Origin of the sequence: Pseudomonas sp. NC02 (assembly GCF_002874965.1) — a bacterium.
Taxonomy (GTDB): domain Bacteria; phylum Pseudomonadota; class Gammaproteobacteria; order Pseudomonadales; family Pseudomonadaceae; genus Aquipseudomonas.
The window spans coordinates 2174578-2193252 of record NZ_CP025624.1 but is presented as its reverse complement, the minus strand read 5'-3'; the positions used below and the strand labels follow the sequence as shown (position 1 = coordinate 2193252).

Sequence of the window (18675 nt, the reverse complement as noted above, 5' to 3'; positions counted from 1 at the left end):
ATAGGGTGGTGTGTCGACCTGTGATACCCGGCGCTCAAATTGCAACGAAGTGGCCCGCGGCGACCTCGCGGTAACTGATCGGCGGAGCCTTGTAGCCCACCTCGTAAATCCTGCTGGGCACGCTCTCCTCCATCAGGCTGAACGGCTTTCTGGGCACGTTCAGGTCCGCCGAGGGCACCGCGCTCAGCAACCTTTGGGTGTAAGGGTGCTGAGGCTGCTCGAACACTGACTGGCGTGGCCCGATCTCAACGATGCGTCCGTGGTACATCACCCCCACCCGGTGGCTGACCCGCTCGACCACCGCCAGGTCATGGGAAATAAACAGGAATGAAATGCCCATCTCGCGCTGCAGGTCCTGCAGGAGATTAATCACCTGGGCTTGAATGGACACGTCCAGCGCCGAGACGGCTTCATCGGCGATGATCAGCTTCGGAGACAGAGTCAGCGCCCGCGCGATGCAGATCCGCTGTCGCTGCCCACCCGAGAACTCGTGCGGATAGCGTTGTGCATGCTCCGCCGACAGCCCCACCTTCTCCAGCAATATTCGCACCTGCTTTCGTGCTTGCGCGCCATGTGCAATGCCATGAACATGCAGCGGCTCCAGCAGGCTGTTCTCGATCGTGAGACGCGGGTTCAGGGATGCATAGGGATCCTGGAAGACCATCTGGATATCGCGGCGCAGCGAGTTCATATCGCTCTTGTTCAACGTCGTAAGGTTCTTGCCACCGAAAACGATATTCCCGCCCTGTATCGGCATCAGCCCGGCAATCGCACGAGCGCTGGTGGATTTCCCGCACCCGGACTCGCCCACCAGGGCCAGCGTTTCACCTGAGTAGATATCAAAGTCGATGCCTTCGACGGCATGCACACGGCGCCGGACCTTCCCGAGGAGACCACCTTTGAGGTCGTACCGAATGGACAACGACTCGACTCTGAGCACCGGCGGACTCTGGTAGTCCGGGGCCACGCCAGGCGCAGGTTCTGCACCCGCTGCGACGTCATCATCGATCAAGGCAAATTTTGCGGGAAGTTGAGTGCCACGCATTGAGCCGATTTTTGGAACAGCCGCCAGCAATGCCCGGGTGTAGGGCTGCTTGGGCTCCTGCAGCACTGCCCTTGCCGGACCTTGCTCAACGGTCTCGCCTTTCTTCATCACCATCACATGGTCTGCGACTTCCGCCACCACGCCCATATCGTGGGTGATAAAGATCACACCCATGGCCAGGCTATCTTGCAGCTCCTTGATAATCCGCAGGATCTGCGCCTGCACCGTCACATCCAACGCTGTGGTCGGCTCGTCGGCGATCAGCAGTGTGGGCTCGCAGACCAGCGACATCGCAATCATGATCCGTTGGCGCATGCCGCCGGAAAGCTCATGGGGAAACCGGTTCATGACCTGCTTCGCATCCGGAATACGCACCAGGTCCAGCATGCGTAATGCCTGGGCTTCGGCTTGCGCACGGATGCACCGCTGATGCAGCAAGATGCCTTCGATGAGTTGCGCGCTGATCTTGAAGACCGGATTCAGCGAAGTCATGGGCTCCTGAAAGATCATCGACATGGACGAGCCCCGCAGTGTGCGCATGACAGACTCGGGCGCCGCCACCAGGTCGACAATCTGGTTATTCCTGGTTTGCAGCTCCATCGAGCCCGAAAGCACCCGTCCGCCGGCGCGCTTGATCAGGCCCATCATCGCCATTGAGGTGACGGATTTGCCGGAGCCGGACTCACCCACGATCGCCAGCGTCTGACCGCGCATCACCTCGAAGGACACATCGCGCACCACCGGCGTCTCGCGCCCTCTGGTGCCGAAGCCGACACTCAGGTTTTTCACCCGGGCTACCAAATTCTCGTTCATGAGGCGCTCCTTTAATCGACGATCGCCGAGATGGCCGCGTCAAGGTCGGCACGGGATTGATCGACCTTGCGCCGGCTCTGCGCAACCCACTCACGGTCCTGCTCCAGCTCGTTCTGGGCGATCGACAATAATCGCCGGACCTCGTCCGGGCCGACGCCGCCCGCGGAAGTGCGGGTCTCGACAAAACGGCGCGGGTTCAAAGCATCGCGGACCTGGGCATCCGAGTAGCCCAGGGTTGAGCCGACAGTTTCCACGCTGGCTTGATCCAGTGCGGCGCCGGTCACCCCGGCAGGAGCCACGCCCTCGTACAGGCAGTTACGCACCAGGCGGGCCACGATGTGGTGGACCTGGCGGAAAGAGATGCCCCGGTCCCGAACGATCACATCGGCGAGGTTGCTGGCGGTGCACCAACTCCCGGAGAGCAGGGCTGTCATCCGGTCCTCATGCACCACCAGGGTTTCAATGATGCCGGTAAACAGGTCCAGCATGCCTTCGGTGGTGGCCAGCGCATCATGGATCAACGGCAGGTCGCGCATCGCCTGGTCGCCGGTGCCTTCGGACCGGAAAGTGGCCAGGGCCGTGCTGAGCCAGGTCACCGATCCACCTGCAGCTTTCTTGATGGTTTCCAAGCCGCTGGGGTTTTTCTTCTGCGGGAAAATACTGCTGGTGCCGCAATAGCCGTCGTGGCTTTCCACCGTTCCAAATTCGACGCTCGACCAGATATGCAGGTCGGTTGCCAGGTCGTTCAGGTCGGCCATGACAAAGGACAATGCGCCAATCGTCTCTGCTGCGTACCATGCTTCGCGGCCCAGCTTGGAGTTTTCTACCAGGCTGTCGAACCCCAACAGGTGCGTGGTGCGCCCACGGTCCAGCGGCCAGGACGTGCCGGCCAGGCCGACGGCACCAAGGGGGTTGCGATTGACCCGGGTGTAAGCGTGCATCAAGCGGCTGAAGCTGTCGTGCAGCCTCGACGTAAAACTCAAAAGGTAGTGGCCGAACACCCAGGGCTGGGCATGCTGCATATGGGTGTAGCCGGGCATGATGGTGCCCGAATGCGTGGAGGCCTTCTGAATCAACGCCACCTGGAACTCATTGATACGGTCCAGCACCGCCAGGATGCGCTTGCGGTCGTACAGGCGGCGTACCGTTGCCCCTTGGTCTATCCGGCTGCGGCCGGTGTGCATCTGCCCGGCCGAGTCTTCGCCGATCCGGGAGAAAAGGTACGATTCAACCTGAAGCAGGAAGCTGCCTTTCTTTACATCAAACGGGAAGTCGGCGGGAACCATGTCCCGAATCAACCGCAGCTCCGCGAGGATGGCTTGCCCGACCGACACAGAAAGAATCTGCTGTTCAACCAGCATCACGGTGTGCGCCAGGTCCACTTCGACAAACTCGTGAAACTGACGTTTCTCGGTCTCAAGTGCCGGAATATCATGGTACTTGACCATGCGTTCAGCGGGAGGAGCACTCAGGCGAGCGTCGGTTAACAGTGTTTCGTTGGCATGTAAATTCGACATTTAAATCACCGCTCAATAAGTTCTACATTCGTCAAATCGATGGTCCCTTCATAATCGACATCCAGGCCATTCAACGCTTTACGCACACCAATTATTTGCTCCTGGTCAAACAGCGGCAGATTGTCCGGGTCTTGTTCCCATAGAATCTGCTGAATCTGGCCGTAATAGGACATGCGTGTTTTTTCATCCAGTTCACGCGAGGCCAACTGAAGTAATTTGTCTACCTGAGGGTTGCTGTAACCCGTGAGATTCTGCGGGTCGCCGCTGGACAACTTTCGACGCAAACGAATATCCGCGTCAGATATGCCCGTTCCCAGTAACCACATGTTTGCGTCATTGCTACCTTTGCCCGTGCCCTTGCCCGGCTCGGGGCGATACAAGTTCTTTTGATACGTTGCCCATTCCCATACCTTAAACTCGGTCTTCAGCCCCACGGCGTTAAGATAGCCTTGGACAACTTCCGAGACCTGGCGATCTTTGGTATAGCGTCCCGCCGGGGTCCATATAACTACGGTGCCTGGATAACCGCCTGGATATACCTCGTTAATTATTTTTCTTGCCGCATCAGGGTCGTACTTCACCGGAGGGAATTCACGTCGGGCTTGCGTACCCTCCGGAAATGGGCCAGTGGGTGCTTTTCCATATCCCAACAACACTTTGTCGACCAATGCCTGGCGATCAATCGCCATACTCACCGCCCTCCGTATGCGCGGGTCATCAAAGGGCGGTTTGGTCAAGTTCATTTCAAAGAACACCTGGAATGTGCTGGGTACCCGCAGCAAGGTGGATTTATTCAGTTCCTTTAATTCAATAGCCGCCTCGGGCGATAAATTTGCCGCGATATCCGCATTGTTCGTTCGCAGCTCTATGACTCGGGAAGAATCTTCCCTGACCGGACGGAACACGATGGTTTCCGGTTTTGCCGTTGTTCCATAAAAAGCGTTGTTCTTATGAATAACGGCCTGGTCGTTGGGTATCCAACTATCAAATACGTAGGGCCCGGTACCGACGGGATGGTGCCCATAAGCCCGTCCATATTTAACGACAGCGGCCGGACTGCTGATTGACGAAGATTCTTTTGCCAGTAACTCCAACATTGTGGGTGACGGATTTTTTGTGGTGATGCGTAACTCATTCGGCGCTAGCGCATCCACCGAAGCTATATCCGCATAGTAGGACCGGTGCGGAGAACCGAGCTTGGGGTTCATGATTCGGTCCAGGTTAAACTTCACCGCTGCAGCATCAAACGCCGTGCCGTCATGAAAGGTAATTCCCGGTTTCAGGATAAAAATCCATTGCCGTCCATCCTCGGACCTTGACCATGACTGCGCCAAATCAGCTACAAACGTGTTATGCCCGTGACCGTCCCATGCGACCAACCGATTAAACAGGTGATTAATCACGTTATAGGAAGGCACACTGCGCGAAATCGCTGGGTCCAGGGTATCGATATCAGCGCCTTGAACGAATGTCAGCTTCTTCAGGTCTTTGGCGTTGGCAACAAACGATAGGCCCGCCGACAGTCCAAGGATGCCGACAACAGCGAAACTCCGTATCAATACTTCCAGGCAATTCAGACGCCGCATAATCTTTCTCGCTTGATAATTCTGGTGGACACACAGGGCGTGTTTAACCGCGCCGAACTCATTTATGCGTTACGTGATTTCGGGTCGATATAGTCTCGCAACGCATCCCCCACAATGTTGAAACTCAATATGGTCAAAACCAGTGCAAATCCGGGCGCAATCAATACGTAGGGATGGGTGGTCAATAACGGCCGCGACTCGGCAATCATCGAGCCCCACTCCGGGGTGGGCGGCGGCGGGCCAAGCCCCAGAAAGCTGAGCCCGGAACCAATGAGGATTGCTTCAGCCAGCGAGACGGTGGCCTGGATAATGACCAGCGAACCGATATTCGGCAGGATATGTATCAGCAGCAGCCGCAGATCGCTGACGCCAATCGACTTGGAGGCCAATACAAACTCGCGGTTTCTCAATGCCATGACCGGCCCGGCAAAGAAACGCACGTAAATCGGGATCGTTGAAATGGCGATGGCCAGTGTCAGGCTTACTATGCTGTTGCCCGCCACCGTGATGACCAGAATGGCAACCAGTGTCCGGGGAAATGCAATCATCGAGTCCATGACCCGCATCACCACCCCGGCGATGGCGCCGTTGTAATAGCCACACGCCGCACCTAAAGCGATGCCAATGACCATCGCAATGCTGACACTTGAAACTGCGACGGTGAGCGTAATTCGTGCCCCCCACACGACTCGACCCAACAAGTCACGGCCCAATTGGTCCGTGCCGAGCCAGGAACTTGCACCGGGCTCGACAAGGGACGTTGATAAGTTGATCTTGGTGACCGAATCCCAATCAAACAACAAAGGGGCAGCTATCGCCGCAGCAACCATCACCAGGATCACGATCAATGAAGCAAACGCGAACCAGCGCTTATTGGAAATAAGGAAACTGACAAAGCCCAACCGATATTTTTTCGGAAGTTTCATATCGGCCTCAGTTGTAAGTGACGCGAGGGTCGAGGACGCCATAAACCAAATCCACCATTAAGTTGATAATTACCACCACCGCGGCAAACACAAGAACTGTGCCTTGGACGACATAAATATCCCGAGCCATGATTGCATCAATCAAGAGCCGCCCCATTCCCGGCCAGGCAAATACTGTCTCGACAATAACCGCGCCACCCAGTAACCGGCCGAAGTCCATACCGAATACTGTCACCAATGGAATGGCCGCATTGGAAAGTGCATGCTTGAGTACTACCTTGTAACTCGGTACACCTTTCGCATAGGCAGTACGAATATAATCTTCCCTCAGCACATCCATCATGGTGGATCGGGCCAGCCGTGAAAAAGTTGCAACATACGGCAAACCAAGTGTCAAGGCCGGTAATATCAGGTGTTGCAGCCCGCCTCTGCCGGTCGGCGGCAACCATCCGAGGTTGGCTGAAAAGATCAGCATCAATATCAGTCCCAGAAAGAAGCCAGGCATTGATATGCCCAGAACTGCAACGGTGGTCAGCGAACTATCAAGGAAGCCTCTGGGCTTCAAAGCGGCCGCAATACCGAGGGGAACGCCAATGATGACGGCAAGCAACATTCCGGCAGCGGTCAGTTCAATCGTGGCGGGAAGAGTTCTGGCTATACCTTCGAGCACGGGCGTGAATGTCTGGAATGACTCGCCAAAATCACCCACGACAACTTTCCTGACATAAATAAGGTATTGATTGATTAGCGGCTTATCCAATCCGTAGTTTTGCCTTATTTGCGCAACATCTTCCGCTGTTGCATCCGGACCTGCTGCCAGCTGCGCAGGATCTCCCGGAATAAAGTGCATGACCAGGAAGACCACAATGGAGACTCCCAGCAGCATCGGAAGCAGAAGTAACAACCTGCGGACGGTATAATTCAGCACGCGCTATCCTCTTTTTTATTTTTACTTAAGCGGCACCCGATATTAATAACGGGAACGGCTTTTCTTTGGTAAAACCACGCAACTAAATCATCGCGCCGTTACATGCTTATAGCAAACCGGTAACAGGTTGGACGCACATAACAAAATGTTATACGCTCGCAAAAATGCGCCCTCCAACATTCGATCGAGAGCCACAATGAAACTCAATCCTCGCCAATTGGAAGCTTTCAGGGCGGTCATGCTCACCGGAAGCATGACTATCGCCGCCGAGGCACTTCAGGTCAGTCAACCGGCCATCAGCCGGCTCATCCGCGACCTCGAAATTGTCCTTTCCCTTCGACTGTTTCGCCGTGAAGGCAATCGCCTCATTCCCGGGGCGGAAGCACAGGTGTTGTACGCGGAGGTGGACAAGTTTTATCAAGGCATAGAACGCATCGAGCGGGTTGCAGAGGACCTTGTGACGCTGCGCACCGGCACATTGAGGATCAGTTCAATGAGCACGCTGGGGCTCAGTGTGGTGGCTGAGGGGGTATGCCGATTCGCGCGAAAGCACCCCGAGGTCAGAACCTCGTTGGATGTGCGCAACTCGGTGGGCATCCTGGAACTGACGTCTGCCAACCAGATCGATATTGGTTTTGTGCAGATTCCTTCAGGGGAATATCCCGGGATCCAGGTGATCAACCTGCCACCCATCAGCGCGGTGTGCGTGATGCCGGCCAACGATATGTTGGCCACCAAAGACGTGGTGACCCTGGAGGATTTGCACGGGCGACGCCTGATTACCCTGAACGCCAACAATCCTTTGCAGCGACGCATCACATCAGCCATGGAGGCTCGGGGTGTTGCAGGCGTCTCCAGCGTTGAAACCACCGCCGCGCACTCCGCCTGCGGAATGGTGTCCGGGGGGCTCGGCATCACCGTGTGTGATCCATTCACCGCCTCCTACTCGAAATACCCGGGCCTTACGTTCAGACCGCTGGACCAGGACATACCCTTCGAGGTTTCGATGGTATTTCCGGGTCACCAGCAGCGCTCCAAGCTCGCCTCGGATTTCATGCAGGTCATGGAAGGTATCTTCAGGTCGGAGTTTATTTCCATGATTCCCCGTGAAGCGTACTAATCGCGAGTCACTTCAGTTCGGTTGAGTAATTCAGCGGCACCCATTGCCACGCGGCGCCCTGACCACGCAAATGCCCCAGGCCGGGAAACGAGAGGTGCGCCGCGCCGACCAGCGCGCCCTCTTTCGCAGCCAGGCTGAACACGGTCTCGCGGGCAGTGGTGGCGGCTTTCTTGTCCGTATCAAACTCGATAGTCACCGACGGGTCGGCAAACTGCACGGCACCGGCGTGGATCAGATCACCGGCGACAATCATCTTCTGGCCTTTGCTCTCAACCAGGTAGCTGGTGTGCCCCAGGGTATGGCCATAGCTGGACAGCGCCTTGAACCCCGGCAGGATCTCCCCGCTGCCCTGGAAAGGCTGGAACTTTCCAAGCGCGATATACGGGTTCAAGGAAGCCATTGCACCCTTCGCGAACTCGGGTACGAAGCTGTTGGCGTCGGCCGAGGCAGGCTCCAGCCTCGCCGGCGAGAGCCAGTAATCGGCGTCACGCTTGTCGGCGTGTACCGTGGCGTTCGGAAACACCATCACCCCTTCGGCAACCAGCCCACCCACGTGGTCCGGGTGCATGTGCGTGAGAAGGATGTCATCGACCTGCTCCGGCTTGTAGCCGGCTGCCTGCAGGTTGGCCGCGAGCTTGCCCAGGGTCGGCCCGAAGAGCGCACCAGCGCCGGTATCGATCAGGATGAGCCGAGTGCCGGTATTGACGAGATACGCGTTCGTCGAGGTCTCGGTGGGCACCCCGAGGAACGCCTTGCGCAGTGCGGTAGTGGTCTTGACAGCCGGCTCATTCAGCAATTTGTCGAACGGTGCATCGATGGTGCCGTCACTCAGCGCGGTGACCTCGAAATCTCCAAGCATCGTGCGATAGTAACCAGGGGCCTGGGTTTTGACTTGGGGCGCGGCGGCAACTGCCACCGCCGGTGCCGCGATGGCTCCCAGTGCCAGAGCAGCAGCAAGGGCCGTGTAATTCAACACGCGGGTAAATGTCAGCTTGGTCATGGTGCAGCTCTCCAGTTGGAATCGGCGGCATCCTATTCAAGCGTTTTTTATAGTTGAAATCGAAACTCCGCATGCCAGGTATGTGTGGCGTAGATACCTGCCAGGGCCTGATGTCGTCAGGAAAGCACGCAGAGCTTGAGTTGTTCGCGCAACCAGAGATGTGCCAGGTCCTTGTCGAACCGTGGATGCCAGGCAGAGAACAAACTGAAGTCGCGCACCTCGAGGGGCAGAGCAAGGGCCGCCAGCGAGCGCTCATAACGGCTCAGGAAACGGGACGGAAGCACACTTACACAGTCGCTGTTCTGCAGCAGCAATGGAACGATGCTGTAGTAAGGCACCGACACCGCGACACGGCGCGCACGCCCCTTCTGCGCGAGCACATCATCAATAAAACCGTGAAAGCTGTTCACGGCACCCGACACCACCACATGCTCCAGGCCCAGGTATTCCTCCAGCGTTGGTGGCGCGGATCCGCGAGGGTGATCGGCGCGCTGGGCCATCTTGAATTCTTCCTGCAGCAGCAACTCGTGCGACAGGTTCCCGATACGGCTGTGTGATACCAGCGCGACGTCAATCTCGCCGCTTTCCAACTGATCGCCAAGCAACACCTGGTCGATCGCACGTATCGAAACCCGGATGCCCCCAGGACTCGCAGCCTGCACAAGCTGCACCAGCCGGGGCGCGACGATCGCAGCGGCGTTATCGTTCGCGCCAATCACAAAGGTCCGGTCCGACTTGGCAGGATCAAAGCATGGAAGGTCACCGACCACCGTCCCCAGTACCTGCAACGCCTGGCGCAACGGCTGACGCAAATGTTCGGCACGTGCTGTCAGCACCATGCCTTTTCCGGACTGAGCAGGCATCAATAAAGGGTCGCCGAACAGGTCACGCAACCGCGACAACTGCGCGGATAACGCCGACTGCGTCAGGTTGAGCTTCGCCGCCGCCCGCGTGACGTTCCTCTCCTCAAGCAAGACGCTGAGGGAAGTCAGGAGCGCGAGGTTGTGTCCAGTCAGGTTCATCGGGTTGATCCACTGCCATCTCTCAAGGTGACGTTAATGTAATCAGATACTGCCCCGACGTCACAGGCCTCCCTTGGCCATCCACCAACGCATATTGCTGCTGGTAATAGCGGTCTCCCCGGCCACTGTCGGCGACCAGCTTCACGTTCACGGCGCTGTGGTCGAGGGCCGTGACCGAGCCCACCGGTTGCACACTGCGCACGCTGATGGCGCTGCCGCGTGCGGACGTAGGGCAATTGTTGAGTTTCATCCCGTTGGCCACGGCGAGCGGTGTGCAAGACGCTTCGACGATGCTGCCGTGAAACGAGATGACTCCCTGCCCCACCGGGCTCGCGGCCATGCAGGCACCGGACAGGCTGAACAACAGGCCAACATGGATTGCAGACATTCTCTTGATGCGCATGCCGATACTCCCGGGGGTGATAAAGCCTATGCCCCGGGATATCGGCCGAGCAGCAGGATATTTTAAGATTTGTCTGATGTTAGAAGCGGTTTTTCCAAAGACTTTGGAAATATCAGTGCCCGCCAACCACAGGTTTACCGTGGGCCCGGTGCCCCGGCTTGAAGCCATGGAGTCGCGCGCACCACACAATCGCGAAGCCCACCGCCAGCAACACCAACATTGCCCATGGGAAAGACGCCACGCCCCAGGTATCCAGCAACACGCCACCCACCACGCCGCTTCCGGCAATCGCGCTGTTCCAGGCCACCACGTTCAGCGACAGTGCCACGTCCGCTCCATCGCCTGCCGCATCCGCCAGTGCGGTTTGCAGCAACGTCGCAGCGCCGCCAAAACTCAAGCCCCAGACCGCCACGCCGAGGTAAATAACGCCCGGCACTTGCGCGAGAAAACCGAACGCCAGGCACGTCGCCGCAAAGCCCGCCAGGCTGACCAGCACCGTCTTGCGCAACGCCACATCCACCAACCGGGCAGTCACCCAAATCCCGAGCAGCGCCGCTATACCAAACACCAACAACACCAGATCCACACGGTCCACCAAGCCCGCCGGGGCCACAAACGGCGCGATGTAGGTATAGAGAATGTTGTGGGCGAGCATCCATGAGATCACCACCGCCAGCACTGGTCGCACACCCGGAGTGGTCAGCACCTTGCGCAACGGCATGCGCTGATGGGCCGACTGGCCGGGGTAATCAGGCACTTTCACCAGCACCCAGACAATCAGCACCAGGGTCAGTGCCGACATGATCCCGAACGTGGTGCGCCAGCCCACCAGCCCACCCAGCCAGGTGCCCAGCGGTACGCCGAGTGACAGGGCAATCGGCGTTCCTACCATGGCCAGCGCCAACGCCTTGCCCTGCTGATGAGGCTCAACCATGCGCCGCGCATAGCCGGCCAACAAACTCCAGGCCAGCCCCGCCGCCATCCCGGCGAGGAACCGCGCCAGCAACGTCAGCCCGTAGTGGGAGGACAGCGCCGTGATGGAGTTGAACAGCAGAAAACCGACGATGGTCAGCAGCAGCACATTGCGTCTACGCCAGCCGCGAGTCGCGATGGTCAGCGGGATCACCGCCAGCACCGAGCCCAGCGCATACGCGGTGACCATCTGCCCGGCCATGGACGCTGAAACTCCCAGCCCATCGCTGATCAGCGGCAACAGGCCCGCCGGCAGGGTTTCGGTGACGATGCAGATGAAACCGGTCATGGCCAGGGCGAGCAAGGCGCCGACGGGCAAGCGGTCGGGAACGGCGTCTGCCGATAAGGTGGTTGAGGGGGTCACAGGGAAACTCCTTGAGCGAGAGGATTTAAATACCGATCGATATAAATGTTGGGCGCCCCACGCAGCGTTGTCAACGACTTATGTATCGACTAGTATTTATCTCATCACCCGAGAGGATTTCCACATGGCACAGATGGGCCGCCCCCGCACCTTCGACCGCGACCAGGCCGTGGAACAGGCCATGCACCTGTTCTGGCAGCACGGTTACGACGCGACGTCCCTGAGCCAGTTGAAAGCCGGATTGGGCGGCGGCATCTCCGCGCCGAGTTTCTACGCGGCGTTCGGCTCCAAGGACGCGCTGTTCCAGGAGTGCGTGCAGCGTTATCTGGCGACGTTCGCCCAGGTCACCGAATGCCTGTGGGATGACAGCCTGCCACCGCGCCAGGCCATCGAGACGGCGTTGCGCCAATCGGCACGCATGCAGTGTGAAGAGGGGCATCCCAAAGGCTGCATGGTAGCCCTGGGCGTGATGAGCGCGCCCTCCCCCGAGAACGCACAAGTCACCCATGGGCTGACCCATTCGCGAGAGCGCACACGGGCGGGCATCGTGCATTGTGTCGAGCGCGGCATCCGGGCGGGCCAGTTACCCTCCGAGACCAACGCCCGTGCCATGGCCACGGTCTACGACAGTTTTCTGCAAGGCGTGTCGATCCTGGCCCGGGATGGCGTCGACGCTGATGCCATCGATACTGCCATTGGCCAACTGATGCTGACCTGGGACTTATCCGCCGCTACAGCGCCGCCCATTCGGCGCGATGCTCCAGCAGAAAATCCACAAACGCCCGCACCCGATGGGGCACATAGCGGCCGTGGGGATACAGCAAGGTAAACGGCCGTGATCGCCCGCCGTAAGGCTGTAAGACCTCTACCAGGCTGCCGTTGGCCAACTCCTCCTCGACGATGAACTTGTAGGTCTGGAATAACCCCGCGCCGTGCTTGGCCAGGGTTACGCCACCCAGCACATCGTCAGAGCAGCTGTAGCCTGCTTCCCCGGCAAACTCCCGCTCCTTGCCGTCCACCTGGAACAGCCAGGAAATGCGCCGCCCGTTGCTCGGCAATTCGTACTGGATGCACTCATGGTTCGGCAAATCCTCCAGGGCATGGGGCGTGCCGGCACGCTTCAGGTATGACGGCGTCGCGACCACCACCAGCCTGGCGTCTTCCAGCAACCGCGCAATCAGCGTCGAGTCCGGCTGGGCCCGCACGCGAATGGCCAGGTCATAGCCTTCGGCGACGAAATCGATGTTGCGGTTGCTGATGTGGATATCCACGCTGACTTGCGGGTACAGCGCACGGAATTTCGGCAGCAGCGGCAGGATCCGGTGATGGCCGTAGGTGGTCGGGATGCTGATGCGCAACAGCCCGGACGGCACCGATTGCGCGCCCATCATTTCCTGCTGGGCTTCCACCAGTTGCGTCAGCGCCTGGCGGCATTGCTCGAAAAATGTCCGGCCGCCATCGGTCAGGCGGATGCTGCGGGTGGTGCGCACAAACAGCCGGGAGCCCAGGCGCTCTTCCAACCGCGAGATGCTGCGGCTCACCGCCGCCGGGGTCACGCCTGCCACCTGGGCGGCGGCGGTAAAGCTGCTGGCCTCGGCGGCCAGGCAGAACAGCTCGATGCTGCCCAGCTGCAAATCTTCGAAATGGCGTTTCATGATGGATTACACCGGGTAGGTCTTTAAGGACTCGCTCACTGCTTCGAAAAACTAAAACAACAACCGCGAAAAATCACAACACTGCACCGCCAACTGCGCCACATTCTGGTTCAAGCCAAACTGCCGATCCCCGCGATGCAACGCCACATACCCAACCCTCGGTAGCGCCGGTTCCGTCACCAGCGCGCGCAGCTCCCCGCGCTCGATCAAATGCGACAAACACCCCTTGGGCAAATAACTCACCCCCACCCCCGACAGCGCCAGCCCGACCTGCACCAACAGGTTATGACTGGTCAACTTGCGCGGCATCTGCACAGCATGCGCTGCCAACCAGCGCTCATAAATCAGCCCCGTCCCCGAGTGCGACCCCTGGGTCAACACCGTATACCCGGCCAATGCCTCAAGCCCCACCGGATCAGCCTCGCTGACCAACCCCGGTGCGCACATCCAGGCGTTTTCCACACTGCCCAGCGGCGTACTCAGGAAGCGCGAATCACTGTAGGCATCAGGCACGATCACCAGGTCCAGCTCATCACTCTCCAGCTTGCGAAACAGCTCACTGCTCAACTCCACCGACGGCTCGATCTGCACCTTGGGATAGGCCTCGCGCAACGCCTCCACCAGCGCCGGCAACCAGGTGAAAGCCGTCAATTCCGTCACCCCCAGGCGAAACCTGCGCACCAGCACTTCACGGGTGCTGACCCGCTCCAGCATGTAGTCGCGACGCTCCAGCAGGTCCTTGGCGTAGTCGAGCAACTCGGCGCCCTTTTCCGTCAACCGCGCATTGCGTTTGCTGCGGTCGAAAATCTCCACATCGAAGGTTTCTTCCAACTCCTGGATGCGCTTGGAAATCGCCGACTGCGACATGTTCAGCTTGTTCGCCGCCGCCTCGAAACTGCCCAGCTCGGCAATCCAGTACAACGCGTCGATTTGCTTGAACGTGATCATCGGCTATCTCCCATGAGAAAAAGCGATCCTATCAGATAATAAAATATCGCTAAAACTGTATGTTCATCACTCCTAAGATCTAGCCACAGACCCATAAGATCAATCGGAGTTACAGCCATGTCCTTGCCCGGTTCCCGCATCCTCCCCAACCCACCTCTGGCTTGCGCCGAAGTGCTTGAAGCCTTCACTCACGTGGTCACCCCGCACATCAGCGACAACCTCGGCCGGCACATCGGCGCCCGTGGGCTGAACCGCTACAACCGCACCGGCAAGCTGGTGGGCACCGCGCTCACGGTGAAAACCCGCCCCGGCGACAACCTGCTGATCTACAAGGCCTTGAGCATGCTGGAGCCCGGCCACGTGCTGGTGGTGGACGCCCAGGGCGACACCAACAACGCGGTGATCGGCGAACTGGTCAAGCTCTACGCCCAGCAACGCGGCTGCGTGGGGTTTGTGATTGACGGGGCGATTCGCGATGTCGCGAGCTTCGAAGACACCCCTTGCTACGCCCGCAGCGTGGTGCATTGCGGCCCCTACAAGACCGGCCCGGGCGAGGTGAATGTGCCGGTGTCCATCGGCGGCATGCTGATCAACCCGGGGGATGTGCTGGTGGGTGACGAAGATGGCCTGGTCGCCTTCTCCCAGGCCGACGCCGCCGAAGTGCTGCGCAAGGCCGCGCAACACGCGGCCCATGAAGAGCAAGTCAAAGCCGAAATCGCCAGCGGTGCAGTGCGCCAGAGCTGGATCGACAAGGTGTTGCAACAGGCCGGCCTGGCAGGCTGAGGGGAGTCATCATGAGCACTGCCTTTCTGTCCGACCGGGTGCTGGGCATCGCGCCCTCCCCGAGCATCGCCGCCAATGCACTGGTCAGTGAACTGCGCGCCCAGGGCCGGGACATCGTCAACTTCACCGTGGGCGAGCCGGATTTCGATACACCCGCGCATATCCTCGAAGCAGCCAGCGCCGCGATGCACGGTGGCGACACCCACTACACCGCCACCAGCGGCACCCTCGCCCTGCGCCAGGCGATCTGCCTCAAGCTCAAGCGCGACAACCAGCTGGACTATGGGCTGGACGAAGTGATCGCCGGGTGCGGTGGCAAGCACATCATTTATCACGCCCTGGCGGCGACCCTGAATCGCGGCGACGAAGTCATCGTGCACACGCCGTATTGGGTGTCGTACCCGGACATCGCACGGCTGAATGACGCGACGCCCGTGATCATTCCCGGCGACGAGTCACTGGGGTTCAAACTGTCGCCCCAGGCCCTGGAACAAGCGATCACCCCGCGCAGCAAATGGGTGATCCTCAACAGCCCGAACAACCCCAGCGGCGCGGTGTACAACGAGGCCGAACTGCTGGCCCTGGCCGCGGTGCTGCGGCGCCATCCCCATGTGCTGATCATGGCGGACGAGATCTACGAGCACTTCGTCTACGACGATGCCCGCCACGTTTCCCTGACCCGACTCGCACCGGACCTGAAGCCGCGCACGCTGATCGTCAACGGCGCCTCCAAGGGCTACGCCATGACCGGCTGGCGCCTGGGTTTCGGTGCCGGCCCGGCCTGGCTGATCGCGGCCATTGCCAAGCTGCTTTCGCAAACCACCACCTGCCCCAGTTCCCTCAGCCAGGCTGCCGCAGTTGCCGCCTTCGCCGGCGACCAGGCGCCCATCGCCGGGATGCGCGAGGTGTACCAGCAACGCCGCGAACGCATGCTGGGCCTGCTCGAAGACATTCCCGGCGTGAGCTTCACGCCACCGGATGGCGCGTTCTACGTGTTCGCCAACGTCGCCGGGCTGATGGGCAAGACAACCGCCCAGGGCGAGCGGATCGACAGTGACACCCAACTGGCCGAGCACCTGCTGCGGGAACACGGCCTGGCCACCGTAAGCGGCGCGGCGTACGGCATGTCGCCGTATATCCGCCTGTCTTTCGCCAGCTCGCTTGACGTGATTGAAGAAGGTTGCCTTCGCCTGAATGAAGCGTGCCATCGATTGCGCTGACGGATTCCCGCCCCACCCGGCGGCCAGGGATGGCCGCTCATTGACTGCCTAGAACAACACTCATAATCATTGATATAAATGAGGCATTCCCATGCACAAGCCCCGCATCGCGCTGGTCTGGCAAATCCTGATCGGCTTGCTCGCCGGCATCGCCATCGGCGCCCTGCTGCACCGTTTTCCCGAATCCCGGCCGTGGCTGGTGGACAACCTGCTGCAACCGGCGGGCGATATCTTTATCAAGCTGATGAAGATGATCGTCGTGCCCATCGTGTTTGCCTGCATGGTGGTGGGCATTGCCGGGCACGGTGACGGTAAATCCCTGGGACGCATCGGGGCCAAGTCCCTGGGCTATTTCTTCTGCATCACCACCCTGGCGATCATCGTCGGGCTGGTGATGGGCAACCTGCTCAAGCCGGGTGCCGGTACCGAACTGGCCAGCCTGCAAGCGAGTGCCGTGACCTTGCCCACCAGCAGCGCCGGCGGCGGCCACAGCCTGGGGCAGATCATTGTCGGGATCATCCCGGACAACGTCATCAACGCCATGGCCCAGGGCAGCCTGCTGTCGGTGCTGTTCTTCGCGGTGATGTTTGGCCTCGGGGTTTCGCGCTTGCCCGCCGAGCGCAAAGACCCGGTGATTGCCCTGCTGCGCGGGGTGTCGGAGGCGATGTTCAAGGTCACGTCGATGATCATGGCCTATTCGCCCATCGGCGTGTTCGGGATGATCGCAGTGACCGTGGCCAACTTCGGGTTCAGCTCGCTGTTGCCGTTGGCCAAGCTGATCATGGTCAGCTACGTGTCGATTGCTTTCTTCGTGCTGGTGGTGCTCAACCTGGTGGCGCGGCTGTGGGGGATCAACCTGTTTGCGTTGATGCGACATATCAAGGACGAACTGATCCTGGCGTTCTCCACCGCCAGTTCGGCGGCGGTGATGCCGCAACTGATGAAGAAACTCGAAACCTACGGCGTGCCGCCTTCGCTGGTGAGCTTTGTGGTGCCGGTGGGGTATTCGTTCAACCTGGACGGTGCGTCGCTGTTCCTGGGGATCGGCACGCTGTTTGTGGCGCAGTTGTATGGTATTGACCTGAGCCTGGGCGACCAGGCCCTGCTGGTGGTGACCATGGTGCTGACATCCAAGGGCGCGGCCGGGGTGCCGGGGTTCATGTTCGTGATTCTGTCGGCGACCCTGGCGAGTGCGGGCTTGCCGTTGGAGGGCATCGCCTTCATCGCCGGGGTGTATCGCCTGATGGAAATGCCGACCACCGCGTTGAACGTACTGGGCAATGCCCTGGCACCGCTGGTGATTGCCAAGTGGGAAAGGCGTGAGAGCACCGCAGAAACCTGTGGCGAGGGAGCTTGCTCCCGCTGGGCCGCGAAGCGGCCCCAATAAGCATCCCGCATTCTTTCAGGTAGAACGTGGGCGCAGGTTCTGGGGCTGCTGCGCAGCCCAGCGGGAGCAAGCTCCCTCGCCACAAGGGTGGGTGTGGTGGGTCAGTCGAGGTCCGACGCCTCATGCCGCTCGCGCAGTTGCTCTGACGGCTCGCCCGACACGCGGTTGACCCGGCGCCCACGCTGCACCGCCGGCCGCGCTTCGATGGCATTGGCCCAGCGCACGACGTGCTTGTAATCCTGCACCGAGAGAAACTCCCCCGCCTCATACAAGCGGCCTTTCACCAGGCCGCCGTACCACGGCCAGATCGCCATGTCGGCGATGGTGTACTCATCCCCGGCAATGTATTCGTGCTCGGCCAATTGCTTGTCCAGTACGTCCAGTTGGCGCTTGGTTTCCATGGCGAAGCGGTCGATGGCGTATTCGATCTTGGTCGGCGCGTAGGCATAGAAATGCCCGAAGCCACCGCCCAGGTACGGCGCGCTGCCCATCTGCCAGAACAACCACGACAGGCATTCGGCACGGGCCGCCGGTTCGGTGGGCAGGAACGCGCCGAACTTCTCGGCCAGGTACTGCAGGATCGCACCCGACTCGAACACCCGAATCGGCTTGGGCCCGCTGCGGTCCAGCAGCGCGGGAATCTTCGAGTTCGGATTGACCCCGACGAAGCCACTGCCGAACTGGTCGCCGTCACCGATCCTGATCAACCACGCATCGTATTCCGCCCCCTTGTGACCCAGGGCCAACAGCTCTTCCAGCAGGATCGTGACCTTCTGGCCATTGGGCGTTGCCAACGAATACAGCTGCAACGGATGACGGCCTACCGGCAATTCCTTGTCGTGGGTCGCGCCGGCAATGGGCCGGTTGATGCTGGCGAAGGTGCCGCCGTTTTGGGTCTTCCAGGTCCAGACTTTTGGCGGTACGTAATCAGTCATGCCACTACTCCTTGGATTCAATGTTCACAACAACTAACGGCAGGAGCGAGC

General features: G+C 59.8%; 17 protein-coding genes. 5 read left to right on the top strand and 12 right to left on the bottom strand.

Features of this window, described 5'->3' with window-relative positions; translation table 11 throughout:
* Positions 1-34: 34 nt before the first annotated feature.
* The 5 genes from C0058_RS10260 to C0058_RS10240 all read right to left on the bottom strand — a co-directional run bounded on the left by C0058_RS10260 (position 35) and on the right by C0058_RS10240 (position 6815).
* The gene (locus tag C0058_RS10260) at positions 35-1858 is read right to left on the bottom strand and encodes an ABC transporter ATP-binding protein (RefSeq protein ID WP_102368484.1); all 1824 of its coding nucleotides are present in this window, start codon (positions 1856-1858) and stop codon (positions 35-37) included.
* An 11-nt stretch (positions 1859-1869) separates the two neighbouring features.
* A complete protein-coding gene (argH, locus tag C0058_RS10255) occupies positions 1870-3375 on the bottom strand; it encodes an argininosuccinate lyase (protein WP_023659030.1) in 1506 nt (501 codons plus the stop codon).
* 5 nt (positions 3376-3380) lie between these two features.
* Positions 3381-4961, bottom strand: a complete 1581-nt coding sequence (locus tag C0058_RS10250) for an ABC transporter substrate-binding protein (RefSeq protein WP_102368483.1) — start codon at positions 4959-4961, stop codon at positions 3381-3383.
* 62 nt (positions 4962-5023) lie between these two features.
* Positions 5024-5887 (bottom strand): ABC transporter permease, encoded by an 864-nt coding sequence (locus C0058_RS10245; protein ID WP_008433279.1) that lies wholly within the window; start codon positions 5885-5887, stop codon positions 5024-5026.
* Positions 5888-5894: 7 nt separating this feature from the next.
* Positions 5895-6815 (bottom strand): ABC transporter permease, encoded by a 921-nt coding sequence (locus tag C0058_RS10240; RefSeq protein ID WP_003207915.1) that lies wholly within the window; start codon positions 6813-6815, stop codon positions 5895-5897.
* A 196-nt stretch (positions 6816-7011) separates the two neighbouring features.
* Here C0058_RS10240 and C0058_RS10235 point away from each other — a divergent pair, with 196 nt between their 5' ends.
* Positions 7012-7935 (top strand): LysR substrate-binding domain-containing protein, encoded by a 924-nt coding sequence (locus C0058_RS10235; RefSeq protein ID WP_087692926.1) that lies wholly within the window; start codon positions 7012-7014, stop codon positions 7933-7935.
* A 7-nt stretch (positions 7936-7942) separates the two neighbouring features.
* On the opposite strand, the gene C0058_RS10230 is transcribed toward C0058_RS10235, so the two are convergent.
* From C0058_RS10230 to C0058_RS10215, 4 genes are all read right to left on the bottom strand, one after another.
* Positions 7943-8935: an MBL fold metallo-hydrolase gene (locus C0058_RS10230; RefSeq protein WP_102368482.1), complete on the bottom strand. Its 993-nt coding sequence runs from the start codon at positions 8933-8935 to the stop codon at positions 7943-7945.
* Between the two features lie 116 nt (positions 8936-9051).
* On the bottom strand, positions 9052-9957 hold the full coding sequence (locus tag C0058_RS10225; protein ID WP_003207910.1) for a LysR family transcriptional regulator: 906 nt from the start codon (positions 9955-9957) through the stop codon (positions 9052-9054).
* Positions 9958-9979: 22 nt separating this feature from the next.
* A complete protein-coding gene (locus C0058_RS10220; protein ID WP_003207908.1) occupies positions 9980-10360 on the bottom strand; it encodes a type 1 fimbrial protein in 381 nt (126 codons plus the stop codon).
* 112 nt (positions 10361-10472) lie between these two features.
* Positions 10473-11696: an MFS transporter gene (locus C0058_RS10215; protein ID WP_003207907.1), complete on the bottom strand. Its 1224-nt coding sequence runs from the start codon at positions 11694-11696 to the stop codon at positions 10473-10475.
* Between the two features lie 124 nt (positions 11697-11820).
* Here C0058_RS10215 and C0058_RS10210 point away from each other — a divergent pair, with 124 nt between their 5' ends.
* Entirely contained in the window at positions 11821-12525 is a 705-nt protein-coding gene (locus tag C0058_RS10210; protein WP_102368481.1) for a TetR/AcrR family transcriptional regulator, read from the top strand.
* Here the strand turns inward: C0058_RS10210 and C0058_RS10205 are convergent.
* Positions 12428-13351, bottom strand: coding sequence for a LysR family transcriptional regulator (locus C0058_RS10205; protein WP_003207904.1), 924 nt, complete (start codon positions 13349-13351; stop codon positions 12428-12430). The two genes, C0058_RS10210 and C0058_RS10205, sit on opposite strands and share 98 nt — an antisense overlap.
* 51 nt (positions 13352-13402) lie before the next feature.
* Complete coding sequence (locus C0058_RS10200) at positions 13403-14299, bottom strand: LysR family transcriptional regulator (RefSeq protein ID WP_008433274.1); 897 nt, start codon at positions 14297-14299, stop codon at positions 13403-13405.
* 117 nt (positions 14300-14416) lie between these two features.
* On the opposite strand from C0058_RS10200, the gene C0058_RS10195 reads away from it, so the two are divergent.
* The 3 genes from C0058_RS10195 (at position 14417) to C0058_RS10185 (ending at position 17689) form a co-directional block, all read left to right on the top strand.
* Positions 14417-15082, top strand: a complete 666-nt coding sequence (locus C0058_RS10195; RefSeq protein WP_003207901.1) for an RraA family protein — start codon at positions 14417-14419, stop codon at positions 15080-15082.
* A gap of 11 nt (positions 15083-15093) precedes the next feature.
* Positions 15094-16302, top strand: a complete 1209-nt coding sequence (locus C0058_RS10190; protein WP_102368480.1) for a pyridoxal phosphate-dependent aminotransferase — start codon at positions 15094-15096, stop codon at positions 16300-16302.
* A 91-nt stretch (positions 16303-16393) separates the two neighbouring features.
* Positions 16394-17689, top strand: coding sequence for a cation:dicarboxylate symporter family transporter (locus C0058_RS10185; RefSeq protein WP_102368479.1), 1296 nt, complete (start codon positions 16394-16396; stop codon positions 17687-17689).
* A gap of 101 nt (positions 17690-17790) precedes the next feature.
* Here C0058_RS10185 and yghU read toward each other — a convergent pair whose 3' ends face one another.
* A complete protein-coding gene (yghU, locus tag C0058_RS10180) occupies positions 17791-18624 on the bottom strand; it encodes a glutathione-dependent disulfide-bond oxidoreductase (RefSeq protein WP_102368478.1) in 834 nt (277 codons plus the stop codon).
* Between the last annotated feature and the right edge of the window lie 51 nt (positions 18625-18675).